The following is a 25,321-nucleotide window of genomic DNA, read 5'->3' as shown; positions in this document are numbered from 1 at the left end:
TAAGCCCGCCTGGCTTTCAGCTGGCTTTCAATGGAGCGGCTTTTGATGTGGGAAACAGCACGGTCACTTTCAGCCCCCCGGCGGCGCTCCGGTCGAGTGCCGGCGCGGCGCCGTGCAGCTCGGCGATGTCGCGCACGATGGCCAGGCCCAGGCCGGTGCCGCCGGGATTGGCTTCCAGCGTGGCCTGCGCGCGGTAGAACGGCATCAGCACCTTGCCGTGCTCCTCGGGCGGGATGCCGGGGCCGCTGTCGGCCACCTCGAGCAGCACGCCGGCCTCCTGCCGGGCCACCCGCACCACCACGCTGCCGCCCGCCGGCGTGTAGCGGATGGCATTGTCGACCAGGTTCGACACCAGTTCGTGCAGCAGCAATTCCTGCCCGGCTACGGTGGTGTCGCTGCCCTCCTCCGCCTCCAGCGCCAGGTCGATCCCTTTCTGCACGGCCGGCACGGCCAGTTCCAGCCCGACCTGGGCCGCCACGGCGGCGAGCGAAACGGGACCGCCCTGCGCGCTGCCGCCGCCATGCTCGATGCGCGCCAGCGTGAGCAGCCGGTTGGCGAGGTGGATGGTGGAGTCGGTGGTACCGGCGATCGAGCGCACGATCGCGCGCATCGCCTCCTGGTTGTCTTCGCGCAGGGCCAGCTCGGCCTGCGTCTTGAGTACCGCCAGCGGCGTGCGCAACTGGTGCGACGCGTCGGCGATGAAGCGGCGCTGGCTGGCGATCAGGTCCTGCATGCGCGCCATGGTGCCGTTCATGGCCGCCACCAGGGGCCGCACCTCCCTGTGCACGAGCGCCTGGTCGATGTTGGACAGGTCGGACAGGGGCCGCGTCTCGACCTCGTTCTTCAGCCGCATCAGCGGGCGCAGCACGAGGCGCACGGCGAACCACACCAGCGTGGCGACCGCCAGCACCATCAGCGCCTGGCGCAGCAGCGTATTGAAGAGGATGCGGCGCGACAGGGCGCGGCGCGCGTCGAGGGTTTCGCCCACCTGGATCAGGGCGATACCGCGCATCGTGTCGTCGAACACCGGTTGCAGCAGGGCCGCGATGCGCACCGGCTCGCCGTTGTAATCGGCATGGTAGAAGCGCACCAGCGCCGGGTACAGGTCCGAGCGCGGCACCTCGGGAGGCACCGCCGGCAGGTCGTCGTAGCCGGACACGGTTTCGCCCCGCAGCCCGGTGACCTTGTAATAGATGCGGCCCAGGGTGTCGGTCTCGAAGCTGTCCAGCGCCACGTACGGCACGTTGGCCACCACCTTGCCGCCGCGCACCGTGACCCGCTCGGCCAGCGCACGCGTGGACGACAGCAGCGAGCGGTCGTAGGCGATGTCCGCCGTTTCCAGCGCATCGCGGTACACGGACACGGCGTTCAGCGCCACGAGCGCCACGAGCGGGAGGATCAGCCAGCGCAGCAGCTGGTTGCGCAGGCTGCCCAGCGGGGCGGTGGCGGGATGGAGCAAGGCGGCAAGCCAGCGCATGGCGGCGCCGGCGTCAGGCCGGTTTTTCCTGCATCAGGTAGCCGATGCCGCGCAGCGTGACGATGGCGGCGCCGCCGTCCGGCCGGCGTTCCAGCTTCTTGCGAATGCGGTGGACGTACAGCTCGATGGCGTCGATGTTGACGTCGTCCTCCAGCGCGAACACTTCCTGGAACAGCTTTTCCTTCGACAGTGCGCGGCCCGGCCGGGATATCAGCGCCTCGAGTACCGCGTGCTCGCGCGGCGTGAGCGCCAGCGGTTCGCCGCAATAGGAAAACATGCGCGAAATGGTGTCGAAGCTCAGCTGCCCGCAGCGGTGCACCAGCGCCTCGTTGCCGCTGCGCCGGCGCAGCAGCGCCTTCACGCGCGCCTCCAGCTCGGCCAGCTCGAACGGCTTGGCCAGGTAGTCGTCGGCGCCCTCGTTCAAGCCCTGCACCCGGTCTTCGAGATTGCCGCGCGCGGTGAGGATCAGCACCGGCGTGCCGCCGCGGCTGCCGCCGCGGGCGCGCAGGCGGCGCAGCACGTCCAGCCCATCCATGCGCGGCAGGGTCAGGTCCAGGATCACCAGCGCGTAGTCCTGGGTGTGCAGCAGCGTGTCGGCATCGGCGCCGTTGGCGGCGCATTCGACGGTGAGGTTGGCGTCGCGCAGCGCCTTGGACACCCAGTGCGACAGCTCGACATGGTCTTCGACTAACAGGATTCTCATCGCGCCAGTGTAAGCGCAAACGCGGCGCGGCGGAAAGGCCGGCCCCGGCCCGCGTGACGGCTGCCGGGCTCTGAAAGCGAATTGAAAGCTGGGCGCGCATATAGTCCGGCAAAAGCCGCCCGAGGCGGCACATAACGATGACAATCCCGGAGACAATATGAAGCAGTCGATCCTCGCGCTCGCCGTCCTGGCCGCGCTTTCCCTGAATCATGCCGCCCAGGCGCAAAGCAGTGTGCAGCTCTACGGCCTGCTCGACGCCGGCGTGGAATACGTCAACCATGCCACGGAAGACGGCGGCAACCTGGCCCGCGTGATCTCGGGCGGCAAGAACACCTCGCGCTGGGGCATCCGCGGCAGCGAAGACCTGGGCGGCGGCCTGAAGGCCGTGTACAACCTGGAAGGCGGCATCCTGATGGATACGGGCGGCGCCGACGGCGCGCTATTCAAGCGCCAGGCCTACGTGGGCCTGGACGGCAAATATGGCCGCCTGGTGGCGGGCCGCTCGTTTTCGACCACGTATGACCTGGTGATCAAGTTCGACCCGCTGGGCTTCGCGCCGAACTATTCGTGGGCGACGACGGGCGGCGCCACGGGCCCGTCGAAGTACGGCATGACGACCGCGTTCGACAACATGATCAAGTACACCGGCAAGACGGGCGGGTTCACCTATGGCGCCTCGATCGGGCTGGGCGAACGCTCCGGGAACTCGGACGACGGCCGCAAGATCGCCGTCGGCGGCATGTGGTTCGGCGGCGACCTGGGCCTGATGGCCGCCTGCGAACGGATCAACGGCAACACGGCCGCTCCCGCCATCCGGCGCGACAGGACCACGGCCTGCCACCTGGGCGCCGACTACAAGACCGGCGACTGGCGCTATGTCGCGGGCATGCGCGGCTACAAGCTGCAGCCGGGCGACCCGGCCGGCGCCGAGCTGCGCGGCAATACGTACTGGGGCGGCATCACGCGCGTGATCGGCGACGTGACCCTGACCGGCGCGGTGTACCACATCGACACGCGCAAGCTGCCGGCCGGCCAGGATGCCGACCCGACCATGTTCGTGGCGCGCGCGATGCTGGCCCTGTCCAAGCGCACGGACCTGTACCTGTCCGCAGCCCACGCCAAGGCCGACAATGGCCAGCTGGTCGGCCTGTCGCGGGATGACCCGGGCGCCGGCACCACGCAGACGGGCATCACGGCCGGCATCCAGCACCGCTTCTAAGGCCGCTGTTAGCCCATTCTTGACTAGGGTTATCATGGGCATATGAAGCACCTGCCCCTCCTGTTTTCCGCCCTGCTGCTGGCCACGCCCGGCCTGCCGGCTGCCCAGCCGCGCGAAGCCGAGTGCATGATCCCGTCGAAACCCGGCGGCGCGATGGACCTGACCTGCAAGCTGGCGCAAAAGGCCCTGCAGGACAATCCGGGCGCACCGCGCCTGAAGCTCAGCTACCTGCCGGGCGGCGTGGGCGCGGTGGCATGGCACACCCTCGTCTCGCAACGCCGCGGCGAGCCGGACACGCTCGTCACGTTTTCCAGCGGGTCCGTGCTGAACCTGGCGCTGGGCAAGTTCGGCAAGGCCCATGTGGACGACGTGCGCTGGGTGGCCGCCTTTGGCGCCGACTACGGCATGGTGGCCGTGCCGTCGGACTCGCCGTACCGCACGCTGGGCGACCTGATCGCGGCGCTGCGGCGCGATCCGCGCAAGGTGCTGATCGGCATGTCCGGCACCGTGGGCAGCCAGGACTGGATCAAGATGGCGCTGCTGGCGCGACTGGCCGGCATCGACCCGCGCAAGCTGCGCTTCGTGGCACTGGAAGGCGGCGGCGAACAATTCGTGGCGATGCAGGCGAATCACGTGCAGGCCGTGTCGGGCGACACGTCCGAGGCTCTGCTGTACGCGGGCCCGGGCAAGGTGCGCGTGCTGGCCGTGCTGGCGGAGAAACGCCTGCCCGGCAAGCTGGCGAACGTGCCCACCGCGCGCGAACAGGGCTACGACGTGGTATGGCCCGTGATCCGCGGCGTGTGGATGGGGCCGGACGTGCCCGAGGCGGATTACCGGCGCTGGGTGGCCGCCTTCGACGGCATGGAGACGACGCCCGGCTTCGCGCAGATGCGCACCCAGGCCGGGCTCTATCCGCTGTCGCTGACCGGCGATGCGCTGACCGCGTATATCCGCCGTACCGTCGATACCTACAGCCGGCAGGCCAGGCAGTTCGAGCTGTTGCGGGAGCGCTGACGCGGGTCACGCGGGTTACGTAATTTACGCGGTCAGCTGCAACAACACCGAAGCATGCGGCGCCAGCGCCTGCCGCACGCTGCCCGTCACCGGTGCCAGGTCGCGCCGCGCCCACAGGTCGCGGCACTTCACCTGCCGCCCGCCCAGGTTCAGGCGCGACAGGTCGAACACCAGTTCCGTCGCGCTGTCGCCCGTGTTGAACAGCGCGAGGAAATGCACATTGTCCTTGCCGGCCGGGCGCGCGCTCCAGATGCGCGTACCGGCGTCGGCCCGGTGCGGCCGGTTCGCGGTGCTGCGCTGGTTCACGGCCAGCACCTCCGGATTGGTCAGCAGCGCCAGCGTGCGCGCGTCCAGGTGGCGCAGGTCGCCGCCCATGATCAGGGGCGAACGGGCGATCGACCACAGCGTCATCAGGGTCTGCTGCTCGTCGGGCGTGAATTTGGTGTCGCGCTCGCCGAGCGCCAGGCGGCCCAGCGGCAGCATGTCGGCATCCGGCCAGCTATTCGCGCCCATGTGCGGATTCCAGTTTTCCAGCCGCTGGAACTGCTCGTGCAGCAGCTTCCATTCGTCCCAGAAATCGTCGGAGATGCGCCACATCTGCGCGTAGTGCGGCACGTGCAGCGCCCACTTCAGGTCCGTCTCGCCAGGCGACAGGCTGAGCGTGATCGCGCGCCCGGTCTTCGCGATCGCCTTGTGCGCCGCCTCGATCTCCGGCCAGTTGGCCTCGTAGGGGCGCGACATATCGTCCATCTTCACGAAATCCACGCCCCACGAGGCGTACATGGCGAAGATCGAATCGTAGTAGGCCTGCGCGCCCGGCTTCTTCATGTCCACGCCGTACATGTCGGGATTCCACGCGCAGACGGAAGCGGTGTTGGCGATGTCCTGCGCGCGGTATCGCGTGCCCAGCACCGGGGTGTTCGCCCGCACCGCCTGTCGCGGAATGCCGCGCATGACGTGGATGCCGAACTTCATGCCCAGCCTGTGCACCTCGTCGGCCAGCGCCTTGAAGCCGCCACCGTTCGCCGCGGTGGGAAAGCGGTTGGGTGCCGGCAGCAGGCGGCCGTATTCGTCCATCGTCAGCTCCGCGCCCTTGCGGTATTCATAGCTGTTGGCGTTCGGCTCGTACCACTGGATATCGACGGTGAACACGTCGTAGCCCGACGGCAGCAGCTTGTCGGCCATGATGCGGGCGTTTTCCAGCGCCTGCGCCTCGGTGATCGTGGTGGCGAAGGAGTTCCAGCTGTTCCAGCCCATCGGCGGCCTGGGCGCCAATTCCTTGCGCTGCGGTGCCGTGACGGCTGCGCCGGCGATCGAAGGTGCCACGCCGGCCAGGCCGGCGAGGACGGATGCGGTAAGCAGGTTTCTGCGGTGTGGGTTCATGCTGTGCCTGGAATTGGATAGACTGCCGCATCGACGGCGGGGCGGGTCCGTGTTGTCATCGTGCCGAGCGGTTGTCTCCTCCTGCATCGGGCGATATCGATGATAACTCGACAATCCGCGCTCCTTGGCTGCTTCTGCGATCAAGATATTCGCGAGACCGATACCGAAAACGGCATCCGCTCGGCGCGGCACAGCGATCGGGTAACAGGGCGGGATCGACGATACGCAAGCCGGACAGGTCCATTTTCCAGACCGGACATTCGTCGTGAAAATTGTTTGCTTCCTGAGAAAGCGATAGCGCGCTACCATGCGTCATCTTTCGCTCACTCCCAAGCACCATGTATCTCATCAATGGCTACCGGATGGGCCGGCACGATCACCGCTGGCAAGTAGCGCTGTTCCGACTGATCGCCGCCTGCCTGGGCATGCTCCTGCTGTCGATGTCGCCCTGGTCCCGTGCCGCGGACGACAGCTTCGGCGTGCATGGAATGGTGCTGTTCGGCGGGAAGGACGGTCTTTACGCATCACACCTGCCGATGTTCCACATCCCGCATGACGCACAGGTGGTGCTGCGCGTGCGCATCGTCGACCCCGATCTGGACCGCCAGGTGCGATCACGCCTGGATGGCGGCACCGCGCTGTGGACGCTCGATCCGGAACGCTTCGCCCTGCGGCGCCTGGCTCCCGGCGCATCGCAGCCGCTCGAAGGATTCTCCGCCGATATCGTGGAAGGCCATTTCGAACAGGGTGGCACGGTGCGGCACCGGAGCGCGCGGCTGGCGGTCGAAGGGGTCGTGCTTTTCCGCCCGCTCGATCCCTCGCTGTCGGTGGCCAGCGCTTCGCACTACCTGCCGGTCGGACCGTTCATGGTGAAGCTGATCGACAGCAGGCCGGACTTCGACCACATCGTGCTGCTGAAGGAACCGGCCCGGGGGGCTGTCAGCGTCGCCAAGACCGGCATGGAGGCGAACCTGCGGGCGCTGGAAGCAAGCGTGCCGGTGGCGGGAACCATCTACTATTGCGCTGACGACTTGCGCTGATGCGTTCGCGCCTGCGGGCTCTATCGGCTCCGCATTGCCTTGCTGTCAGGGCCCCGCCGGATCTTCGTGAAAGACGTAAGTCTTGCCGTTCCAGTAAAGGATCGCCGATACCGCTTCCGTTCCCAGCAACACGGCCTCCCCGCGCATCTGGCGGCGCGGCACCTGCAACTCGGCCACCTCGCTCGAGCGCTGGGAGACGCGCTCCATGTCCGACGCCATCTCCGGATGACGCAGCACCAGGATCGGCGAAGCACCGTCGAGCAGCAGCCTGTCGTAGCGCAGCCAGTCGGCCGGTTTGCTGGCCGCCGTGGAATGCAGGGCGAGGAACTGCAAGCGCCCCTTGCCACCCTCCTTGTCGTGGAACGGGTAAATGGCCTTGATGTTGGCCCCCGCCGGCGCGCCTGCGGTCAACACCTTCACGACCATCAGCACATCGGGCCTGCCGTCGCCGTTGAAGTCGCCGGACATGCAGTGCCCGTGGCGCCGCACCGGCTCGAGCACGCCGGCGAGCGCCTTCGCCACCTGCGGCACGGCTTCCTTGCACACTTCGCGGCTCAACAGATCAGGGCCTGCTGCTTGTGCACTCGAGGCAACGATCAAGCCGGCGACGGCGGTCAAATGGCGACGAAAGCGGTTTCGGAACATACGCATTGGTTTTCGCATCGGGTGCCGTGCCGGCCGGCGGCTCACACCCATTGTCAACAGTAAAGAGGACGCCATGGTATGCGAAGCGTGTGCGGATACCAAGCAGCGCTTCCTCTACCGCCGCACCGGTATGACGATGCCGAATCTCATGCCCCATGCGCCACCGTCGGATTTTTTTACAACTTTCAGATCGCTATTTATCAGACCCTAATGAAAACAGGTATTTAAAAAGCTGGCACGAACTCTGCTATACGGCGTTTCCCAACTATTCAAAGGAAAACCGCATGTCAGTGTTACGCAAGTTCGTCATCACCGCCCTGGCCATGGCCTCGGCAGCATTCAGCCTGCAAGCCCACGCCGAAGTCGGCTACGCCGACGTCGTCCTCGATTACCACGATAGCGGCGCGGGCCCTATCGCTGGCCCGTACGGTGGCATCGGGGCCTTCACGGGATACAGCCCGGTGACCACCGACGTGGTATTGGGCAGCGAACCAGGCTCGATCGGCTATGGCGATTTCCTGTCGCTTCCAACCGGTTCGTACGTCACCGTGGGGTTCACGGACGAAACCGCGATCGACGGCGTTGGAGACGATATCTTCATCCAGGAGACCGGCGCCAGCGGCGAGCGCGCGAACGTCTACGTCAGTTCGGATACGATCAATTTCGTCCTGCTCGGCGTTGCGGCGGATGATGAAACGACGGCGTTCGATCTCGCTTCGATCGGCTTCACCGATCCGGTCCGTGCCATCAAGATCGTGGGCCTGGACAGTCTCGGCGCCTCCCCAGGCTTCGATGTCGTGAACGTGCAGGTCCTTCCCGGCAGTGTCGCTCCACCGGTGCCGGAACCGGAAACGATCGGCATGCTGCTCGCTGGTCTGGGCGTGATCTCGGTAGTGGCACGCCGCCGCAAACAAGCAAACAAGTAAGCAGGTCGAGCACGCACGCCGCGAGTACTTGCGGCGTGCGCCGGCTGGCGGTTTCCGGACCGCCAGCCCACCGTTGAATCGTCAGGCTGACCGCACTCCATCGAGCCAGCGTTCCAGCAGCGCCATGCCCGCCCGTTCCAATCCAACCGCGTATCGTGCGGTGTCGGCCCGCAGCCGATGCAGGTCCACGCCCGCATGCGCCAGTTCGACAGCATGCCCGCTCAGCCAGGCTTCCAGTTGCCCGCCGGCGAACTCCGTGTGGAACTGCAAGCCAAGCGTGTGGCTGCCGACACCGAATGCCTGGCACGGCGTGCCTGGCGTGGATGCCAGCGAGTCGATGTGCGACGGCAGCACGATGTTATCGCCGTGCCAGTGCAGCACGGGCACGCCGCGCAGTGCTTCAAGCGCGCCCGGCGTCGCGTGCAACGCGAGCTCGCCCCAGCCGATTTCCTTGTTGCCCGCCCGGCGCTCGACGCTGCCACCAAGCGCCGTGGCGATCAACTGCGCGCCGAGGCAGATGCCGAGCGTGGGCAGCTTGCGTTCCAGCCGGGCGCGCAGGCCGGCAAGCTCCTCGCGCAGCCAGGGATAGGCATCCACATCGCCGGCGCCGATCGGCCCGCCCAGCACTACCAGCAGGTCGGCACGCAGCCATTCTTCCAGCGCCAGCGGCGCGATGCCTGCATGCCGATACTCGACCTGGTAGCCGCGTGCCCGCAGCGGCGCGGCGAAGCTGCCCAGGTCTTCGAAAGCGATGTGATGAACGGCGATGCATTGCATGTCAACTCCTTCCAGGGATGGCGCAGCCCGCGATGTCGCAGGCCGGTTGCAAGGATTCGGCGGATTCGGCCAGCAGGCCGCCGATCAGTGCGCCCACCTGCAGGTCGGGCAAGTGACCGAACAGGCTGTGACGCAGTACACCGGCACGGTCGAACAGCAGCAAGGTCGGCGTGCCGCGCATGGCATAGCGTTCCATCGTGGCAGGCACCGGTCCCCCGCGGCCGGGCCGATCGATACCGACCGGGAAATCGATGCGGTACTCGTGGATGAACGCCGCCAGCGCCACGTCGTTCATGGCCTCGTGGTGCTCGAACACCGTGTGCAGGCCAAGCACGGCCAATTCACCGGTGCCGAAATGCCGGCCCAATTCCTTCGCCTGGGGGATGGCATGCGCCACGCAGCCGGGACACAGCATCTGGAAGGCATACACGGCCGTCACCTTGCCTCGCAGCGATGCAAGGGTCACCGGGCCTGGCGCGTTAAGCCAGGCCGTGACCTCGAATTCCGGAGCGGGATGCGAGGTCGGGCCCATCACTTCGCCCGCAGTTTCACGCCGGGAAAATCGACCGGCACATCGAACGCCACGTTCACGTAATTGGTGAACAGGTTCAGCGCCACATGCGCCATGATCTCGACGATCTCGCCGTCATCGAAGCCCGCGGCGCGCAGGTTCGCCACCGCCGCATCGTCCACGTGCGCACGGTTCTCCACCACGGCCAGCGCGAACTGCAGGGCCGCCGCGGTTTTCGGATCATCCGACTCGCCCGCCTGGGCGGCCGCCATTTCCTGCGCGGTGGCGCCGGCCTTGCGGCCAAGCGCCGTGTGGGCCGCCAGGCAGTACGAGCAATCGTTGCGGTCCGCGATGGCCACGGCGATCTGCTCTCCCAGCTTGGCACCGAGGGTGCCGGCGCCCAGCGCGCCGAACGAGCCCCACATGCTGCGCAGGGCGGCCGGCGAATTGGCCACCGCGCGGAACATATTGGGCACCACGCCGAAGGCGCCATGGATCTGTTGCAGCAGCGGGCCTGCTTCACCGGTAGCCTGGCAGACATTCACGAGTTCGATACGGGACATGATGTTCTCCTTTGCTTGCGGGCCGGTGAAGGGTGCGGCCACGTCACCCGTTTAAAGTAGGACTCCTAAATATTTCAGGCAAAAAAATGTCAGCCGAAGATCTCCCAATTGCGCCGCTGCGTCGCCAGATCGGTCGGCTCATGCTCGGCGCAGTCGATGCGCAGGAACGAGATCGGCAGCGGCGCATTGACCAGCGCGCAGTGGTGCGGCGTCGGCTGGCCCGGATACTTGTTGACTTCGAAGTGCCGGCACGACAGGCAGGCACGCAACTCGGGAAACCGGTCGGTCTTCTGCAGCTCGGCGATCAGCTTGAACAACCCGGTCAGCAACTGCACCTGCTGGGCCGAAGGCAGCCGCGCCGCCGCCGTGTCGGCGAACGACAGGGCGTGCCCGAGCCGGGCCGCAACCTGCTGCCCTTGCGGCGTCAGGTGCAGCGCCGTGGCGCGGCCGTCATCCTCCGCCTTCGCCTTGCGCACGAGCCCTTTCGCAACGAGCGCGGCGACCGAATCGCTGGCGCTGGCGGCCGAAATCGACAGCTGCTTCGCCAGCCACCCGAGCCGCACGCCACGGGTACGGTCCTGCAGCAGTTGCAGGATCTCGGCCTGCGCGGGATTCAAGCCCTCCTCCGTGGACACCTCCCACATCCCCGACCGCAACACGCTCGCGATGCGGCCGATGGCGGTGACGATGCGCGCCGAGATGTCCGGCGTGCTGTCCCACGGGGTTTCAGGTTTGATGTCCATGGTCGGCAGATTACCATGCAGCCCGGATTTGTCAAGGACTCCTAAGCATTTATGTTTTGGCTAGCCTGTCGATTTCCTTCATCACCGTTCGTCGTAGATATGTCGGACCCGTTATCCACCCTTTCACGATCTGAGGATGCCATGAACAAGCAAATATTCGTCAACCTGCCCGTCAACGACCTCGACAAGTCCAAGCGCTTCTTCGAAGCGCTTGGCTATACGTTCAATGCTCAGTTCACCAACGACGATGCCGCCTGCCTGGTCATCGCCGAGGGCAGCATCCACGCGATGCTGCTCACCCGTGCCTACTTCAAGACGTTCATCGACCGGCCCGTCGCCCAGGCGAAGGAGGCTACCGGAGTACTCATCTGCCTCAGTTGCGAGACCCGCGAGGAAGTCGACGGCATCGTGGCAAAGGCGATCGCGGCAGGCGGCCGCACGCCGCGCCCGCCGCAGGACCACGGCTTCATGTACGCTCATGCCTTCGAGGACCTGGACGGCCATATCTGGGAATTCGTGTGGATGGCGCCTCAGGAATGACGCTCCCGGCCGTAGCGGGCTCGGGCACCCGCCAGGGGCGCGACCGTCATGCGCCCCGCCGCCCCTTCAGCAGCGCCACCAGCGCCGCCGGCGATTCCTCGACCAGCATGCGCTCGGCATTGCGTGGATGGATGAAGCCCTCCTCGCGCGCATGGCCGATGAAATCGACCAGCCGGTCGTAGAAGCCATCCACGTTGTACAGCGCGACGGGCTTGTCGTGGATGCCCAGTTGGGCCCACGTCAGCATCTCGAACAGCTCTTCCAGCGTGCCGAGGCCGCCGGGCATGGCGATGAAGCCGTCGGACAGCTGCGCCATCATGGCCTTGCGCTCATGCATGTCCTTGACGATGAATTGCCGCGTCAGGCCCGTGTGGCCCACTTCGCGCTCGACCAGGGCGGTGGGGATCACGCCCGTGACCTCGCCACCCAGGCGCAGCACTTCGTCGGCGATCACGCCCATCAGCCCCACGTTGCCGCCGCCGTAGACGAGCGACAGGTTCGCATCGACCAGCGCGGCCGCCAAGGCACGCGCGCGCTCCGCATACAGCGGCCTGGCGCCCGCATTGGCGCCACAGTACACACAGATGGATTTCACTTGTTCAGTTTCTTGAGATAGTCGTCGGACAGTTTCTGGAAGCGCGCCAGCGTTTCGCCGCGCAGGTAGGGTTCCACCTGGATGAGCACCTGGTAACAGCCGCGTGCCAGCGCGTCGGCCATCGACTGCTGCTCGGTGTACTTGCGGGGATTGCGCACGTATTCGTACGACAGCCAGTACGTGGCCACCACCACCATATTGGTGGCCATGGCATCGATCTTCAGGTCGTTCGCTTCCAGCGCGCCTTCGCTGCGCAAGTCCTCGCACAGCTGCTTGGCCACCTTGATCTTGTGCGCCAGGATCTGCTTGAAGTGCAGTTCCAGCTTGCGGTTGCGCGACAGCAGGTCGTTCAGGTCGCGATAGAAGAAGCGGTAGCGCCAGATCAGCTCGAACATCAGGTGCAGGTACTGCCACACGTCCTCGATGTTCGAGCGCCGGCCGGCCGGCACGTGCAGGATGCGCTCGATCTCCTGCTCGAACTCGACGAAGATCGAGTTCACGATGTCATCCTTGTTGCGGAAGTGGTAGTACAGGTTCCCCGGCGAGATGTTCAGCTCTTCGGCGATCACCGTGGTGGTGATGTTCGGTTCACCGAATTCATTGAACAGGCGCAGCGACAATTCCTGGATGCGTTCGCGTGTTCTTCTGGGAGCTTTCTGTAACATGGCCGAAGGTACTGTTGTTCTGGACGGAAGCATAACACCGATGGAACGACCGTGCGAAATGCCGCGAACGCCCGAGGTTCTGGTGTCGTACACCTTTTCGCCCAGCGAAAAGGTGTACGACACCGGTTTTCCCATGCACTCGCCTACTTGCCTTTCTTGAGCTTCCCCACCTGCGCCCGCAGCCCATCCACTTCCTGCTTCAGCGACTCCACCTCCTGCCGCAGCGGCGCGGTGGCCGCGACGACGGCGCGCCGCACCTGCTCTTCCATGGTGCGGTCGGGCACGTGCCGCTTCGGCGAGGCCGCCGATTCGTGGGCGACGGCGGCCCGCAACGCCTGCGCCCGCTCGCGGCGCGCCGCGAAGTCGTCGATGCCTGCCTGCCAGATCGCCTGGATGCGTTTCTTCACCATGATGTGTTCTCCCTATGCCGCCTGGGCCCTCCTGCCTTGCGAATACAGGCGAAAGCCCTCGCGGATGTTCTCGCGCAGCACCGCCCCCTTCCACGGCTTCGTGTAGAAGCGGTCGATCGCGCCCTGGTTGATCGCGGCCATGATCGGCGTCAGGTCCGCATAGGCCGACAGCATGATGCGGAACGTGTCCGGAGCCAGGTTCTTCACCCGTTCCATGAACTCCGTTCCGCTCATCGACGGCATGCACTGGTCGCACAGGATCACCTGCACGTTGTGGCGCGCGAGGATGTCGAAGCCTTCGGCCGCCGTCTGCGCCGTGAGGATGCGGTAGCCGTCCTGCGCCAGGAAGTCGGACAGCACGTCGAGCATGAACGCGTCGTCGTCGACGATGAGCAAGGTCGGCTTGCCGTCGTCGCGCGTTTCGTCGGCCGGTGCCGGCAGGTAGCGCTTCTCGCGCAGCATGGCCTCGAAGTCGGCCGCCGGCACCGGCCGCGAAAAATAGTAGCCCTGCATCTCGTCGCAGTCGTGGCGGCGCAGGTAGGCCAGCTGCGCATCCTTTTCCACGCCTTCCGCGATCACCTTCAGCTTCATGCTGTGCGCCATGTTGATGATGGCCAGCACGATCGCGGCATCGTCCGGATTCGATGTCACCTCGCGCACGAAGGCGATGTCGATCTTCAGCTTGTCGATCGGGAAGCGCTTCAGGTAAGCCAGCGACGAGTAACCGGTGCCGAAGTCGTCGATCGAGATCTTGATGCCCAGTTCCTTCAGGTCCTGCAGCATCGTGATGGTTTCCTCGGCATTGCTCATCAGCGAGCTTTCCGTGAGCTCCAGTTCCAGGAGCTCGGGCGGAATATCGTGTTCGCGCAGCGCGCGCAGCACCTCGTCCTGCAAGCCGCCCACGAAGAACTGGATGCCCGACACGTTGACCGAAATCTGGACCGCGCCCGCGCCGGAAGCCTGCCAGTGCGCGATGTGCCGGCACGCCTCGTGGATCACCCACGTGCCCACCCGCACGATCAGCCCGGTTTCCTCCAGCAAGGGCACGAACAGGCCGGGCGAGACCATGCCATGGCCGGGGCGATTCCAGCGGATCAGTGCCTCGGCGCCGCTGATGCGGCCCGTGCCGATATCGATCTTGGGCTGGAAGTGCAGCACGAACTCGCCCTTGTCGATGGCGCGCCGCAGCGCGTTTTCCAGGTCCAGCCGCGCCAGCGACTGGGCGTTCATCTCGGCCGTGAAGAAGCGGAACGCGTCGCGCCCCGCTTCCTTGGCGCGGTACATCGCCGTGTCGGCATACTTGATCAGGGTGTCGGCGTCGTGCCCGTCGTCCGGATAGACGGCGATACCGATCGAAGCGGTCACCGTCACCTCGTGGCCCTTCAGGTCGAACGGCTTACGCATCGCCTCGCGGATCTTTTCCACCACGGGAAGCGCCTGCTGCATGCCTTCGGGCAGCATCAGGATCGCGCAGAACTCGTCGCCCCCGAAGCGGCCGATCGTGTCGCGCACGCGCAGGCAATCGACCAGGCGGCTGGAGAACTGCTTGAGCAGTTCGTCGCCGATCGTGTGGCCCAGCGTGTCGTTGATGTTCTTGAAGCGGTCCATGTCGAGGAACAGCACGGCCAGCGCCCAGCGGTGCTCGGCGGCCTGCTTCAGCGAGTGGGTCAGCGATTCATACAGCTGGCTGCGGTTCGGCAGGTTCGTCAGCGTGTCGAAGTGCGCCAGCTTCAGCAGCCGGCGCTCCGCTTCCTTGCGTTCGGTGATGTCGCGCGCCACCGCCACCAGGATCCAGTTCTGTTCCGAGCGCAGCGTGCGGCGCTGCACCTCGACGGAGAGCAAGGAGCCGTCGCGCCGGTGCAGCATCAGCTCGGCCATGGCGCCGCCCTGGTCGCCCGCCAGCAGCTTGTCGTACAGGTCGACCAGCTGCATCGGCGCGCTGCCGGTCTCGCCCTGGCCCACCTGCAGGAAATCCTCGCGCGCGAAGCCGAGCATGCGGCAGGCCGTCACGTTGACGTCGATGAAGCACATATTGGCGCGGTCCACGAGGAAGATCGCGTCCGCCGTCGCATCCATGGCCAGGCGGAAGCGGCGCAGGTCCTCGGTCAGGCGGTTGCGCGCATCCATGTCCTGCTGCAGTTGCGCGTGGCTGCGGCGCACTTCCTCGTACAGCCGCAGGTTCTCGTAGGAAACGGCGATCTGCGCGGCGACCGTGACGGCGATGCGCTCGTCGACTTCGTTGAAGCCTTCGTCGCCCAGCTTGTCCGCCAGGTAGAGCCAGCCGTACACGCCGGTGCTCGAGGCAATCGGCACGCCCAGGAAGGAATGCACGGGCGGGTGTTCTTCCGGCAGGCCAAGGTGGCTCGGATGGCCGGGCAAGTGTCGTTCGCGCATCGGCTTGCGCTCTTCCATGATGCGCTTGAGCACCCCGGGACCAGGATCGCCGCTCAGCACGCGCGCCGGTTCGGCATTGCCGCAATGGCTGAACCAGGCGAGCCGGTCGCCCTCGCTGCTCAACACGCCGATGCACGCGTATTTCGCCACGCAGATGTTCTGCGCGACGCGGCAGCCGATGTCGACCAGCGCCTGCGGCTCGCGCTCGGCGGACAGGTCGATGCCCAATTCGATCAGCGCGGTCAGCCGCAGGCTCACGGCCTGCAGGCTGGACAGGCTGTTGGACAGCCGCTGCGTCATCGAACGCAGCCGCTCGGCCTCGCCGTCCGGCGTCTCGTGCCGGGCCAGCTCGGAAATGACCTGGCTGGACGATTCCACCTCGTCCAGGTATTCGGCCATCTTGTGGCCGATGCCGCCCAGCTTCGTGTCCTCCAGCGCTGGATCGGGAAGCCCGGCGGGAAGCTCCGCGGCGAATTCCGTCACGGCGGCCGTGCCGACCGGCACGCCCAGCGCTTCCTGCACGGTGGCCAGGATCACATCGGGGTCGGAAGGCTTGGGGAGCACCCAGCGCACGCCCACGGACTGGGCCACGGCGACCGCCTCGCGCTCGCGGTAGGTGGCGGTGTAAAAGATGATCGGCACATTGGCCGATTCCGGATTCTCGCGCACGCGGGCCACGAATTCGTAGCCATCCATGTTGGGCATGAGAATGTCGGAGATGATCAGGTCCGGCCGCTCGCGCTCCATCAGCTTCAAAGCCTCGATGCCGCTGGCCGCTTCCATCAGGCGATGGCCGGAAAAGCCCAGCAGCGTCATCAGGAACTGCCGGTTCAACACGTGATCGTCGACGATCAGTATCGTGGCGATGTCGTTATTCTTCTGGGGCGACATCTCCCCTGGTAAAAAAGACTCGATTTGCGTGACGAAGCTGTCCGGCTCGATCGGCTTGCCGATATAGCCGTCGAAGCCCGCGGCCAGGAGGCGCTCGCGGTCGCCCACCATGGCCAGCGCCGTCACGGCCAGCGCCGGGATGCGCTGCGTACTGGGCTCGGCCTTCAGCGCGGTGACGACGCCGTAGCCGTCCAGCTTCGGCAGGTGTACATCGCAGATGATCAGGTCCGGCTGCTCGCGACGGGCCGCGGCCACGCCTTCTTCGCCATCGCTCGCCGTCAGCGGGGTGTAGCCGAAGGCGCGCAGCAGATACACCATCAGCTCCATGTTGGTGGGATTGTCTTCGATGATGAGGATGCGTGCAGACACGTTTCCCTCCCCCTTATTATGAATTGTCGTTGCCGGGCGTCAGCCCTCCCCGTCCCTTCAGTATCCCTTATTCCGTACGGACGCGATGCACGCCAGATGGCGCGTCGCCCTGCCGGTTATGTTTCCGGCATGCCGGCTGATCTTCTGAAAAGAAGTTGCCGTACGTCAATGCATTGTAGCGGCGGTTTCCGGGCACGTCAAAGTGCCGGCGGCGAGTATTTCGTCGAGGATGCGGCACAGCACGCGGGGATCGCTGCCCAGCGCCACGTGGCCGATGCCGGAGAAGGCGATGTTCTTCGCGCCGGGCAACCGGCACGACGTCTGCGGGGCCACGATATTGTCATGCCATGACCAGATGGAAGTGATCAGTTCACGATGCGGCGCATCGTCCGCGGCCAGTTGCGCCAGCCACTCCCCATCCTGCCGCATCTGCCGCGCATTCTCGCCGATGCCGAGCGAGGCCAGGCCGGTACCGTGATGCGGGGTGCCGATAGTGACGATGCGCGCCACGTGCATGGGGCCATGGCGGCGCAGCCAGGCGCGCGCGACCAGGCCGCCCATGCTGTGGCAGACGATCACCACGCGCGGCGCGCCCGTGGCGGCGAGCAGCCGCTGCACGGCGCACTCGACCTGCGCCACGTAATCGTCCAGCGGCGCCGTCATCGGCTCCAGGTCGACGGTATCGTGGCTGATGCGCTCGCGCCGCAGCAGCTTGCGCAGCGGCGCCCAGAAGCCGCCGTTGCACCCATAGCCATGCACCAGCAGCACCGGCAGTGCGCGCGCCTCGGGGGCGAAGTACGGCGCGGGCCGGTGGCGCAGCATGAACCAGGATGAGGTGAGCATGGAAGCGCGGAATTCGCCACAGAACAGGCACAGGCGCGCCGCCAGGTCGAGCCGGTGCTCGGCCGGAACCTCGCAGCTGAACTTGCGGGCCATCCTGAAGTTGTTGGCATTGATGGCGCCGCGCACCAGCACCACGGCCAGCACGGCCAGCAACAGGGCCAGGTCGAGCGGCACGTAGCGGGCGGCCGCGTACCAGATCGCCAGCGCGGCCGCGACCTGGATTGCCATGATTGCCAGCAGGATGCGCACTACCATTGTTACTCTCCTATGCTTTGCTTCGGGGGAGAACCGGTGTCGGACACCATTTTCGGAGAAAATGATGTCCGACACCAGCGCGCTGCCGCCGCCGGCGGGATTATTCCCCCGGCTTGCGCGCCTCTTCCATCATCTGCCGCGCGCTGCCGCCGCCGGCGGGATCATTCCCCTGGCTTGCGCGCCTTTTCCATCATCTGCCGCGCGATGCCGCGCAGGATGTTCACCTCTTCCGTCTCCAGCCCGGCGCGGGCGAACAGCCGTTTCAGGCGCGGCATCAGCTTGCGGGGATTGTCGGCGTCGAGGAAGCCGATCGCGACGAGCGCCTGTTCCAGGTGCGCATACATGCCCTCGATCTGCGCCTGGCTGGCTGCGTCGCCATGAAAGCCCACGGACCCGGCGGCGATGCCCGTGCCGCCCAGCGCCGCCATGCGGCATTCATACAGCAGCACCTGGGCCGCCTGGGCCAGGTTCAGCGACGAGTAGTCCGGGTTGGCGGGAATGTTGATCAGCACATTGCAGCGCTCCACGATCTCGTTCGGGAGGCCGAAGCGCTCGTTACCGAAAAGCAGGGCAGGATAGAAATCCTGCCCCGTGGCGGCGCTTGCCGCAAGCGCGACGTGCTGGGCCACTTCGCGCGGCGTCTGCACCGGCGGCGAGAATTCGCGCAGGCGCGCCGACACGGCGGCGGCGTGGTTGATGCCGTCCAGCGCCTCGGCCATCGTGGTCACGATGCGCGCACTGGCGAGGATGTCCTGCGCGCCGCTGGCGAACGCCACCGCTTCCTCGTGCTGCAGGGCGCCCTCGACGCGCGGATTGACGAGCACGAGCTCCGAGAAACCCATCGTTTTCATCGCACGGGCGACGGAACCGATGTTCCCGGGCCGGCTCGTCTCGACAAGGATGACGCGCAGACGGTTGAAAAGAGGCGGTGTGATTTCCTTCGGCATCATTTAGAATAGCGGTTTTCGCGAAACGGCAGATTTTACAACGCCCTGCGTTGGCGCCGTTCAGCCCCGCTCTTTTAATTCGCTCCTGTTCACACAGCCACCGCCCCGCGCGCCGCTCCGAGCCGCGCTGGCGGCCTGTCCATTATTACGGAATTGCCATGCATCCAATGCTCAACACGGCCGTGAAGGCCGCGCGCCGCGCCGCCGCCGTCATCAACCGCGCTTCGTTCGACCTCGACCGCGTCAGCTTCGCCGAGAAGAACCCGAACGATTTCGTCACCGACGTGGACCGCGCCGCCGAGGAAGCCGTCATCGAGGTGCTGCAGAAGGCCTACCCCACCCACGCCTTCCTGGGCGAGGAATCCGGCACCACCGGCAATGTGAACGACGAGAGCGAATTCGTGTGGATCATCGATCCGCTGGACGGCACCACCAACTTCATCCACGGTTTTCCGCAATACGCGGTCTCGATCGCGCTGCAGCAGCGCGGCGTGATCACGCTGGGCGTCGTCTACGACCCCGTGCGCAACGAGCTGTTCACGGCCGAGAAAGGCGCCGGCGCCTTCCTGAACGAGAAGCGCATCCGCGTGCGCAAGCTGGACCGCATCTCCGGCGCACTGCTGGGCACCGGCTACAAGAACGGCAGCCCGAAGGCACTCGATGAATACCTGAAGATGTACGGCATCATGGCCGAGCGTTGTCATGGCGTGCGCCGCGCCGGTTCGGCCGCGCTGGACCTGGCCTACGTGGCATGCGGTCGCCTGGACGGCTATTATGAGAAGAGCCTGCAACCTTGGGATATCGCGGCCGGCACGCTCCTGGTGACCGAGGCGGGCGGCATCGCCGGCGAATTCGATGGCGAATCGAACTACATGCAGACCGGCCACGTGATCGCCGGCAGCCCGCGTGTGTTCGGCCAAATGGTTGGTTTGCTGGCAGAGTTTGCCTAGAAGCAACCCTTGGTGTAGCTTTGATACAAAAAAAGGCCCGTTTCGGGCCTTTTTTACGCCTATTTATTTCTAGTGCGAAATTTCGTTGCACTGAATACTGATATACTTCCTGGAAGAAATGCCGACCAGTCCGGCGACCGAACATTTACCCTGCCTCCGACTGGCATGGGGCTATTTTCTTCCAGAGCAACTATGTCATTCACTCAACTCGGTCTGTCCGATGCGATCGTCCGTGCCGTGACCGAAGCCGGCTACACGGCGCCGACGCCCATCCAGACCCAAGCCATCCCCGCCGTGCTGAACGGCGGCGACCTGCTGGCCGGCGCACAGACTGGCACCGGTAAAACGGCCGGCTTCACGCTGCCCCTGCTGCATCGCCTGTCCACCAACGACTTCGGTGCGAAACTCGTCAACAACACCTCGCCGCGCCCGATCCGCGCTCTGATCCTGACGCCCACGCGCGAGCTGGCGGCCCAGGTCGAGGAAAGCGTGCGCTGCTACGGCAAATATACGAAGCTCAACTCGGCCGTGATCTTCGGCGGCGTGTCGATCAACCCGCAGATCAAGCAATTGAAGCATGGCGTGGACATCCTCGTGGCCACGCCGGGCCGCCTGCTCGACCACATGTCGCAAGGTACCGTGAACCTGGACAGGATCGAGATCCTGGTCCTGGACGAAGCGGACCGCATGCTGGACATGGGCTTCATCCGCGATATCCGCAAGGTGCTGGCGGCGCTGCCGGCAAAGCGGCAGAACCTGCTGTTCTCGGCCACGTTCTCGGACGAGATCAAGGCGCTGGCCGACGGCCTGCTGGACAAGCCTGCCACGATCGAGGTGGCGCGCCGCAATTCGACCGTGGAGATCATCGCCCAGAAGATCCACCCGGTGGACCGCGACAAGAAGCACCCGATGCTGTCGCACCTGATCCGCACGCACAAGTGGACGCAGGTGCTGGTCTTCACGCGCACCAAGCACGGCGCCAACAAGCTGGTGGAACAGCTGTCCGCCGATGGCATCAAGGCGATGGCGATCCACGGCAACAAGAGCCAGTCGGCCCGCACCCGCGCGCTGGCCGAGTTCAAGGACAACACGCTGCAGGTGCTGGTGGCAACCGATATCGCCGCGCGCGGCATCGACATCGACCAGTTGCCGCACGTGGTCAACTACGATTTGCCAAACGTGCCGGAAGACTATGTGCACCGGATCGGCCGCACCGGCCGCGCCGGCGCCAAGGGCGAGGCCGTCTCGCTGGTGTGCGTGGACGAGCACGATATGCTGAAGGATATCGAAAAGCTCATCAAGCAGACGCTGCCGCGCGAAGTCATTCCCGGCTTCGAGCCGGACCCGACCGCGAAGCCGCAGCCGATCCAGCTGCGCAGCGGGACGGGCCATCATCGCAACCCGCGCTCCGGTGGCGGCAATGGTGGCGGCAATGGTGGCGGCCGCGGCAAGCCGAATATGTCGCGCCCCGGCAACAGCGCGGGGGCCGCCAGCGGCAACCGCCCGGCCCAGGGCAGCGCCCGCGGCGACGCCTCCCGCGGCGGCCAGCGACCTTCCGGCAACGCCTCGGGCCGTTCCGGCGGCGGCCGGGGTCGCTGATCCGGCGACACGATTCGATTGCCAGCCACCGCCCTGGCGATCGAATCGGAAATCGTGCATAATTGCTAACCCTGCCCGCAGTTGTTACCATAGTGGCTTCCAAACCAATAGCCGCATATGCCCAAGTTCGCCGCCAACCTGACCCTGCTGTTTACGGAACTGCCGTTCCTGGACCGGTTCGCCGCCGCGCGTGCGGCGGGCTTCGACGCCGTCGAATGCCAGTTCCCCTATGACCACGATGCCACCGAGATCCGCCGCCGGCTGGACGACAACGGCCTGCGCATGGTGTTGCATAATCTTCCAGCAGGTAACTGGGCGGCGGGCGACCGCGGCCTGGCCTGCGACCCGCGCCGCCACCGCGAGTTTCGCGACAGCGTGAGCCGCGCGCTGGAATACGCCACGCTGCTGGGAGTGCAACAGCTGCATTGCCTGGCCGGCGCCGTGCCGGCGGGCATGGACCTGCGCCGCGCCCGTGAAATCTACATTTTCAATATCGACTACGCGGCCCGCCTGTGCGGCCCGCGCGGCATCCGGCTGCTCATCGAACCGCTCAACACGATCGATACGCCCGGCTATTTCCTGTCCCGCACCGAACAGGCGCTGGACGTGATCGCCGCCTGCGACAGCAGCCATGTCGCGCTGCAGGCCGATATCTATCACATGCACATGATGGGCGAGGATGTGCCAGCCATGCTCAGGCGGGCCATGCCGCATATCGCGCACATGCAGCTGGCGGATGCGCCCGGCCGCCACGAGCCCGGCACCGGCACGATCGACTACCCCGGCCTGTTCGCGTTGCTGGACGAGCTGGGTTACGAAGGCTGGGTCGGCTGCGAGTACCGGCCGCGCAACGGCACGGTCGAAGGCCTGCAGTGGCTCAGTGGCCGACGCCACACCCCTTCCGCAGTGCTGAATCCGGCCGCCTGATCGATTCCCGTTTCAGCGCTTCCTCAAGTTCCGCGAGCCGGCTACAGCTGTTTGCGTTGGCGCAAACAGCCGTGTTTTATTCGTCGCAAGATGTGCGTTCCGCTTACCTCACGGGACCATCATGCGCTGCGCCTTTCTTCCCACAACGGCTTTCCTCCTCCCTCGCCTTTTTGCCCTCCAGATACACCTGCGCCAACTGCCGCGGCTTGCTGCGCTGCTCATGCTGGCGGCGACGCTGGGCGGTTGTGCCGGCAGTGCCCGCCTGAAGGAGGCGCGCGCCTTTGCCGCCGAGGCGCCGAAGCTGAACGGCTACGTCGAGCTGAGCCAGCGCTTTCGCGATACGTACGAGCGCGAACAACCCTACCTCGGTGCGGCGGCTGATCGGCGCGAACAGGCCCTCGACGACGCGCGCCGGGCCGCTTTTTCCGACCTGGTCGCGATCCATGAAGCGGTCGCTGCCTACCTGCGCACGCTGGGCAAGCTGGCCAGCGGCGACCACTTCGATGCCGGGGACCAGATCAAGGAGGCTGCGAAAGGCATCAAGACGTGGCCCGATACGGGTTTGACCGATCGCCACGTCAACGCCGTGTCGGGCCTGGCGCGGGCTACGTCGCGCGCGCTGACGAGGCCCGCCCAGGAACGCGCCGTGCAGGACATGCTGCGTGAAGGCTACCAGCCGCTGCGCGATACGCTCGATGCGATGAGCACGGTGCTGCGCTACTACGACAAGCATCACGACAACGAACAGGCGATCGTGATGGGCATGCTCGACATTGAAATCCCGTTCGTGGACACGCCGCGCGACCGCCTGCTGGCGGCCCTGGCGAAGGCGCACCGGCAGGAAAAACTCGCCGAATACCGCCTGTTCGGGCGGCGCCACACGCTGGCCCGGCAACACGTGCAGGCGCTGCGGGAGCGCCATGAGGCGCTGTACCGGGAGTTCGCGCCCGACCAGACGGAGCCGGCACATTTGCAACCCGCACGCATCGCCGCTCTGGGAGAAGCGAAGCCATGAACCAGCCCACCACCATTGCCGCCGCTGCAACGGCCGCCGACATCGAAGCGCTGGCCGACAGCCTTTCCGGCAATGCGGCCGCGCTGCACAAGCGCATCATGGCCGCGATCCGCAAGAACGCCACCACGCCCGGCGGCGCCATCTCGCTGGACGAGGCGCAGGAACTGTTCGAGCGGGAAACGGCCTTGCGCCAGCAGGCCAATGCCCTGTACGCGAACGCCGCGGGCACGGCCGCAGGCGCGCTCGCGGTACCGGTCCATGAACTTCTCGACCTGGCGGCGCGTGCCCGCGAGCGCATCGGGCGTATCGAGCGCGCCAAGGAACTGGCGGGCATCGCCGCGGCCCTGCTGAACGCTGCCGCCGCCATCGCCGCCGCCAGGCCCGAGGCGCTGGTACCCGCGCTGGAGGACTTGAAGGAGCATGTCGGCGCGTTGCCGACGACCGAAAAGACGACCTCGCTCTCCCACGGCGGCGGGCATACAATGGGATCATGAACATCCTGACACCGGACCAGCTCGCGGCGCTGCAGGCGTCCCTCGAGCAGCGCAAGCTTGCGCTGCTGCGGCAGTTCGCGGGCCGCACGAACAGCGAGTTCAACCGCACGCCGGCCGTCGACGAAGTCGAAACCTCACCGGCCGACAGTGCCAGTAACCGCACGCTGAACCAGCTCGAAGCGGGGGCCGACGAACACCGGCTGGCGCAGCTGTCGTCGATCCGCCACGCATTGGCGAAATTCGACAGCGGCGACTACGGCGACTGCGAAAACTGCGGCGAGCCGATCGGCTATTCGCGCCTCGAAGCCCGCCCGGAAGCCCGCCTTTGCATCGCCTGCCAGACCCGGCTCGAACAGCAGCGGCGCTGACACCCGGCCCCGATTTGTGCGCGGCGGCCCCGCCGCACCGGCCTATAATTCCCGCATGGGCTACAAGACGATACTGGTGCACGTGGACGAGGCACCGCACTCGGCGGCGCGGGTGCTGATGGCGGCCGAGCTGGCGCTGCAGCATGGCGCGCACGTGATCGGCGTGGCGCTGACGGGTGTGTCGCGCTACCTGTACCAGAACGAGATGGTCGACGACGACGATCCGAACCTCGCCTTGCACCTCGAAGTGCTGCGCGAACGGGCGCGGCGCGCCCTGGCCGATTTTGCGCCGCAGTTGCGCGCGCTCGGCGTGCACAGCTTCGAGGAACGGGTGCTCGACGATGAAGCGGGTGCCGGCCTGGCGCTCGTGGCCCGGCATGCCGACCTGGCGATCGTCGGGCAGGCGCTGCCGGAGGGCCGCGGCACCGGGCCCGGCACCTTCCCGGCCGAGGTGCTCACCGAATCGGGCTGCCCGGTGCTGGTGGTGCCGCACACCGCGCGCCCGCGCGGCTCGATTTCCGTCACCACTTCCGGCATTGCAAGCCCGGGCGCTCCCGCCCCCGGCCGCCACGTGCTGATCGCCTGGAATGCCAGCAAGGAGTCCGCGCGGGCCACGCGCGAGGCGCTGCCGCTGCTGGCGCGCGCCGAAAAGATCACGCTCGCCATCGTGGATGCCGACCTGCGACCGGCCGCGTTCGGCGACACGCCGGGTGCCGACGTGCTCGCCTGGCTGGGGCGCCATGGCATCACGGCCGAGGTGGCCATGCGGCAGACCGCCCGCCAGGGCTTGCTCAAGCGCCCCGGCGACGTCGGCGAAACGCTGCTGATGCTGGCCGGCGAAGTGGGCTGCGACCTGGTCGTGCTTGGCGCTTACGGGCACTCGCGGTTCAGGGAGACGCTGCTGGGTGGGGTGACGCGCACGGTGCTGGAGGCGATGAATGTGCCGGTGTTGATGGCGCATTGACGCGGTTCTTGGCTGGCCCGCTTTGCCGGCGGAGAGCATGCTCTTCCCCAGGGTTCGGCCTGCAGGCCGAACCCGCTTTGCCGGCGGAGAGCAT

The 25,321-nt window shown here is 66.3% G+C and carries 26 protein-coding genes; 12 read left to right on the top strand and 14 right to left on the bottom strand.

Translation table 11 applies throughout. The features are described from left to right. Positions 1-16: 16 nt before the first annotated feature. Positions 17-1,477 (bottom strand): sensor histidine kinase N-terminal domain-containing protein, encoded by a 1,461-nt coding sequence (locus V6Z91_RS16770; RefSeq protein ID WP_338758792.1) that lies wholly within the window; start codon positions 1,475-1,477, stop codon positions 17-19. Between the two features lie 13 nt (positions 1,478-1,490). Beyond that, on the bottom strand, positions 1,491-2,180 hold the full coding sequence (locus V6Z91_RS16765) for a response regulator (RefSeq protein WP_338758791.1): 690 nt from the start codon (positions 2,178-2,180) through the stop codon (positions 1,491-1,493). 157 nt (positions 2,181-2,337) lie between these two features. On the opposite strand from V6Z91_RS16765, the gene V6Z91_RS16760 reads away from it, so the two are divergent. Then, positions 2,338-3,399, top strand: coding sequence for a porin (locus V6Z91_RS16760; protein WP_338758788.1), 1,062 nt, complete (start codon positions 2,338-2,340; stop codon positions 3,397-3,399). 126 nt (positions 3,400-3,525) lie between these two features. Beyond that, complete coding sequence (locus V6Z91_RS16755) at positions 3,526-4,413, top strand: tripartite tricarboxylate transporter substrate-binding protein (RefSeq protein WP_338771900.1); 888 nt, start codon at positions 3,526-3,528, stop codon at positions 4,411-4,413. 24 nt (positions 4,414-4,437) lie between these two features. Here V6Z91_RS16755 and V6Z91_RS16750 read toward each other — a convergent pair whose 3' ends face one another. Continuing rightward, complete coding sequence (locus V6Z91_RS16750) at positions 4,438-5,796, bottom strand: glycoside hydrolase family 27 protein (RefSeq protein WP_338758787.1); 1,359 nt, start codon at positions 5,794-5,796, stop codon at positions 4,438-4,440. Positions 5,797-6,134: 338 nt separating this feature from the next. On the opposite strand from V6Z91_RS16750, the gene V6Z91_RS16745 reads away from it, so the two are divergent. Beyond that, the gene (locus V6Z91_RS16745; protein ID WP_338758786.1) at positions 6,135-6,836 is read left to right on the top strand and encodes a hypothetical protein; all 702 of its coding nucleotides are present in this window, start codon (positions 6,135-6,137) and stop codon (positions 6,834-6,836) included. Between the two features lie 45 nt (positions 6,837-6,881). Here V6Z91_RS16745 and V6Z91_RS16740 read toward each other — a convergent pair whose 3' ends face one another. Beyond that, complete coding sequence (locus V6Z91_RS16740) at positions 6,882-7,394, bottom strand: hypothetical protein (protein WP_338758785.1); 513 nt, start codon at positions 7,392-7,394, stop codon at positions 6,882-6,884. A gap of 371 nt (positions 7,395-7,765) precedes the next feature. Between V6Z91_RS16740 and V6Z91_RS16735 the strand changes: the two genes are divergently transcribed. Further along, positions 7,766-8,407 carry a PEP-CTERM sorting domain-containing protein gene (locus tag V6Z91_RS16735; RefSeq protein ID WP_338758784.1) on the top strand — a complete coding sequence of 214 codons (642 nt, stop codon included), beginning with the start codon at positions 7,766-7,768 and terminating at the stop codon, positions 8,405-8,407. Positions 8,408-8,488: 81 nt separating this feature from the next. Here V6Z91_RS16735 and V6Z91_RS16730 read toward each other — a convergent pair whose 3' ends face one another. The 4 genes from V6Z91_RS16730 to V6Z91_RS16715 form a co-directional block, all read right to left on the bottom strand. Beyond that, positions 8,489-9,184 carry a glutamine amidotransferase gene (locus V6Z91_RS16730; protein ID WP_338758783.1) on the bottom strand — a complete coding sequence of 232 codons (696 nt, stop codon included), beginning with the start codon at positions 9,182-9,184 and terminating at the stop codon, positions 8,489-8,491. Position 9,185: 1 nt separating this feature from the next. Next, on the bottom strand, positions 9,186-9,716 hold the full coding sequence (locus tag V6Z91_RS16725; protein WP_338758782.1) for a redoxin domain-containing protein: 531 nt from the start codon (positions 9,714-9,716) through the stop codon (positions 9,186-9,188). After that, positions 9,716-10,258, bottom strand: coding sequence for a peroxidase-related enzyme (locus tag V6Z91_RS16720; RefSeq protein ID WP_338758781.1), 543 nt, complete (start codon positions 10,256-10,258; stop codon positions 9,716-9,718). The genes V6Z91_RS16725 and V6Z91_RS16720 overlap by 1 nt, the downstream gene beginning before the upstream one ends. An 89-nt stretch (positions 10,259-10,347) precedes the next feature. After that, a complete protein-coding gene (locus tag V6Z91_RS16715) occupies positions 10,348-11,001 on the bottom strand; it encodes a MarR family winged helix-turn-helix transcriptional regulator (RefSeq protein ID WP_338758780.1) in 654 nt (217 codons plus the stop codon). A gap of 141 nt (positions 11,002-11,142) precedes the next feature. Between V6Z91_RS16715 and V6Z91_RS16710 the strand changes: the two genes are divergently transcribed. Further along, a complete protein-coding gene (locus V6Z91_RS16710; protein WP_338758778.1) occupies positions 11,143-11,541 on the top strand; it encodes a VOC family protein in 399 nt (132 codons plus the stop codon). Between the two features lie 46 nt (positions 11,542-11,587). On the opposite strand, the gene V6Z91_RS16705 is transcribed toward V6Z91_RS16710, so the two are convergent. The 6 genes from V6Z91_RS16705 to V6Z91_RS16680 form a co-directional block, all read right to left on the bottom strand. Then, positions 11,588-12,136: a TIGR00730 family Rossman fold protein gene (locus tag V6Z91_RS16705; RefSeq protein ID WP_338758776.1), complete on the bottom strand. Its 549-nt coding sequence runs from the start codon at positions 12,134-12,136 to the stop codon at positions 11,588-11,590. Continuing rightward, positions 12,133-12,801, bottom strand: coding sequence for a TetR/AcrR family transcriptional regulator (locus V6Z91_RS16700; protein WP_338758774.1), 669 nt, complete (start codon positions 12,799-12,801; stop codon positions 12,133-12,135). The genes V6Z91_RS16705 and V6Z91_RS16700 overlap by 4 nt, the downstream gene beginning before the upstream one ends. Positions 12,802-12,944: 143 nt before the next feature. Further along, complete coding sequence (locus V6Z91_RS16695; protein WP_338758773.1) at positions 12,945-13,211, bottom strand: hypothetical protein; 267 nt, start codon at positions 13,209-13,211, stop codon at positions 12,945-12,947. 12 nt (positions 13,212-13,223) lie between these two features. Further along, on the bottom strand, positions 13,224-16,865 hold the full coding sequence (locus tag V6Z91_RS16690; RefSeq protein ID WP_338758771.1) for an EAL domain-containing protein: 3,642 nt from the start codon (positions 16,863-16,865) through the stop codon (positions 13,224-13,226). A gap of 165 nt (positions 16,866-17,030) precedes the next feature. After that, the gene (locus V6Z91_RS16685) at positions 17,031-17,963 is read right to left on the bottom strand and encodes an alpha/beta fold hydrolase (protein ID WP_338758769.1); all 933 of its coding nucleotides are present in this window, start codon (positions 17,961-17,963) and stop codon (positions 17,031-17,033) included. Positions 17,964-18,124: 161 nt separating this feature from the next. Then, positions 18,125-18,913 (bottom strand): RNA methyltransferase, encoded by a 789-nt coding sequence (locus V6Z91_RS16680; RefSeq protein WP_338758768.1) that lies wholly within the window; start codon positions 18,911-18,913, stop codon positions 18,125-18,127. A 164-nt stretch (positions 18,914-19,077) separates the two neighbouring features. Here V6Z91_RS16680 and V6Z91_RS16675 point away from each other — a divergent pair, with 164 nt between their 5' ends. The 7 genes from V6Z91_RS16675 (at position 19,078) to V6Z91_RS16645 (ending at position 25,227) form a co-directional block, all read left to right on the top strand. Next, a complete protein-coding gene (locus V6Z91_RS16675; protein ID WP_338771898.1) occupies positions 19,078-19,860 on the top strand; it encodes an inositol monophosphatase family protein in 783 nt (260 codons plus the stop codon). Positions 19,861-20,052: 192 nt separating this feature from the next. After that, on the top strand, positions 20,053-21,459 hold the full coding sequence (locus V6Z91_RS16670; RefSeq protein ID WP_338758767.1) for a DEAD/DEAH box helicase: 1,407 nt from the start codon (positions 20,053-20,055) through the stop codon (positions 21,457-21,459). A gap of 117 nt (positions 21,460-21,576) precedes the next feature. Further along, the gene (gene hyi, locus V6Z91_RS16665) at positions 21,577-22,386 is read left to right on the top strand and encodes a hydroxypyruvate isomerase (protein WP_338758766.1); all 810 of its coding nucleotides are present in this window, start codon (positions 21,577-21,579) and stop codon (positions 22,384-22,386) included. A 220-nt stretch (positions 22,387-22,606) separates the two neighbouring features. After that, on the top strand, positions 22,607-23,401 hold the full coding sequence (locus tag V6Z91_RS16660) for a hypothetical protein (RefSeq protein WP_338758765.1): 795 nt from the start codon (positions 22,607-22,609) through the stop codon (positions 23,399-23,401). Beyond that, complete coding sequence (locus V6Z91_RS16655; protein WP_338758764.1) at positions 23,398-23,895, top strand: hypothetical protein; 498 nt, start codon at positions 23,398-23,400, stop codon at positions 23,893-23,895. The genes V6Z91_RS16660 and V6Z91_RS16655 overlap by 4 nt, the downstream gene beginning before the upstream one ends. After that, complete coding sequence (locus V6Z91_RS16650) at positions 23,892-24,263, top strand: TraR/DksA C4-type zinc finger protein (RefSeq protein WP_338758763.1); 372 nt, start codon at positions 23,892-23,894, stop codon at positions 24,261-24,263. The genes V6Z91_RS16655 and V6Z91_RS16650 overlap by 4 nt, the downstream gene beginning before the upstream one ends. Positions 24,264-24,318: 55 nt before the next feature. After that, positions 24,319-25,227, top strand: a complete 909-nt coding sequence (locus V6Z91_RS16645; protein ID WP_338758762.1) for a universal stress protein — start codon at positions 24,319-24,321, stop codon at positions 25,225-25,227. Positions 25,228-25,321: the final 94 nt, after the last annotated feature.

Source organism: Massilia sp. METH4, from assembly GCF_037094685.1.
Lineage (GTDB): Bacteria > Pseudomonadota > Gammaproteobacteria > Burkholderiales > Burkholderiaceae_D > Rugamonas.
Note: the sequence above shows the minus strand (reverse complement) of the source record. Positions and strands in the feature narration are given on the sequence as shown.

Coding starts and splice junctions, on each gene's coding strand:
- V6Z91_RS16770 (WP_338758792.1), bottom strand. CDS start 1,477: ATGCGCTGGCTTGCCGCCTTGCTCCATCCCGCCACCGCCCCGCTGGGC.
- V6Z91_RS16765 (WP_338758791.1), bottom strand. CDS start 2,180: ATGAGAATCCTGTTAGTCGAAGACCATGTCGAGCTGTCGCACTGGGTG.
- V6Z91_RS16760 (WP_338758788.1), top strand. CDS start 2,338: ATGAAGCAGTCGATCCTCGCGCTCGCCGTCCTGGCCGCGCTTTCCCTG.
- V6Z91_RS16755 (WP_338771900.1), top strand. CDS start 3,526: ATGATCCCGTCGAAACCCGGCGGCGCGATGGACCTGACCTGCAAGCTG.
- V6Z91_RS16750 (WP_338758787.1), bottom strand. CDS start 5,796: ATGAACCCACACCGCAGAAACCTGCTTACCGCATCCGTCCTCGCCGGC.
- V6Z91_RS16745 (WP_338758786.1), top strand. CDS start 6,135: ATGTATCTCATCAATGGCTACCGGATGGGCCGGCACGATCACCGCTGG.
- V6Z91_RS16735 (WP_338758784.1), top strand. CDS start 7,766: ATGTCAGTGTTACGCAAGTTCGTCATCACCGCCCTGGCCATGGCCTCG.
- V6Z91_RS16730 (WP_338758783.1), bottom strand. CDS start 9,184: ATGCAATGCATCGCCGTTCATCACATCGCTTTCGAAGACCTGGGCAGC.
- V6Z91_RS16725 (WP_338758782.1), bottom strand. CDS start 9,716: ATGGGCCCGACCTCGCATCCCGCTCCGGAATTCGAGGTCACGGCCTGG.
- V6Z91_RS16720 (WP_338758781.1), bottom strand. CDS start 10,258: ATGTCCCGTATCGAACTCGTGAATGTCTGCCAGGCTACCGGTGAAGCA.
- V6Z91_RS16715 (WP_338758780.1), bottom strand. CDS start 11,001: ATGGACATCAAACCTGAAACCCCGTGGGACAGCACGCCGGACATCTCG.
- V6Z91_RS16710 (WP_338758778.1), top strand. CDS start 11,143: ATGAACAAGCAAATATTCGTCAACCTGCCCGTCAACGACCTCGACAAG.
- V6Z91_RS16700 (WP_338758774.1), bottom strand. CDS start 12,801: ATGTTACAGAAAGCTCCCAGAAGAACACGCGAACGCATCCAGGAATTG.
- V6Z91_RS16695 (WP_338758773.1), bottom strand. CDS start 13,211: ATGGTGAAGAAACGCATCCAGGCGATCTGGCAGGCAGGCATCGACGAC.
- V6Z91_RS16685 (WP_338758769.1), bottom strand. CDS start 17,963: ATGGTAGTGCGCATCCTGCTGGCAATCATGGCAATCCAGGTCGCGGCC.
- V6Z91_RS16680 (WP_338758768.1), bottom strand. CDS start 18,913: ATGATGCCGAAGGAAATCACACCGCCTCTTTTCAACCGTCTGCGCGTC.
- V6Z91_RS16675 (WP_338771898.1), top strand. CDS start 19,078: ATGCTCAACACGGCCGTGAAGGCCGCGCGCCGCGCCGCCGCCGTCATC.
- V6Z91_RS16670 (WP_338758767.1), top strand. CDS start 20,053: ATGTCATTCACTCAACTCGGTCTGTCCGATGCGATCGTCCGTGCCGTG.
- hyi (WP_338758766.1), top strand. CDS start 21,577: ATGCCCAAGTTCGCCGCCAACCTGACCCTGCTGTTTACGGAACTGCCG.
- V6Z91_RS16660 (WP_338758765.1), top strand. CDS start 22,607: ATGCTGGCGGCGACGCTGGGCGGTTGTGCCGGCAGTGCCCGCCTGAAG.
- V6Z91_RS16655 (WP_338758764.1), top strand. CDS start 23,398: ATGAACCAGCCCACCACCATTGCCGCCGCTGCAACGGCCGCCGACATC.
- V6Z91_RS16650 (WP_338758763.1), top strand. CDS start 23,892: ATGAACATCCTGACACCGGACCAGCTCGCGGCGCTGCAGGCGTCCCTC.
- V6Z91_RS16645 (WP_338758762.1), top strand. CDS start 24,319: ATGGGCTACAAGACGATACTGGTGCACGTGGACGAGGCACCGCACTCG.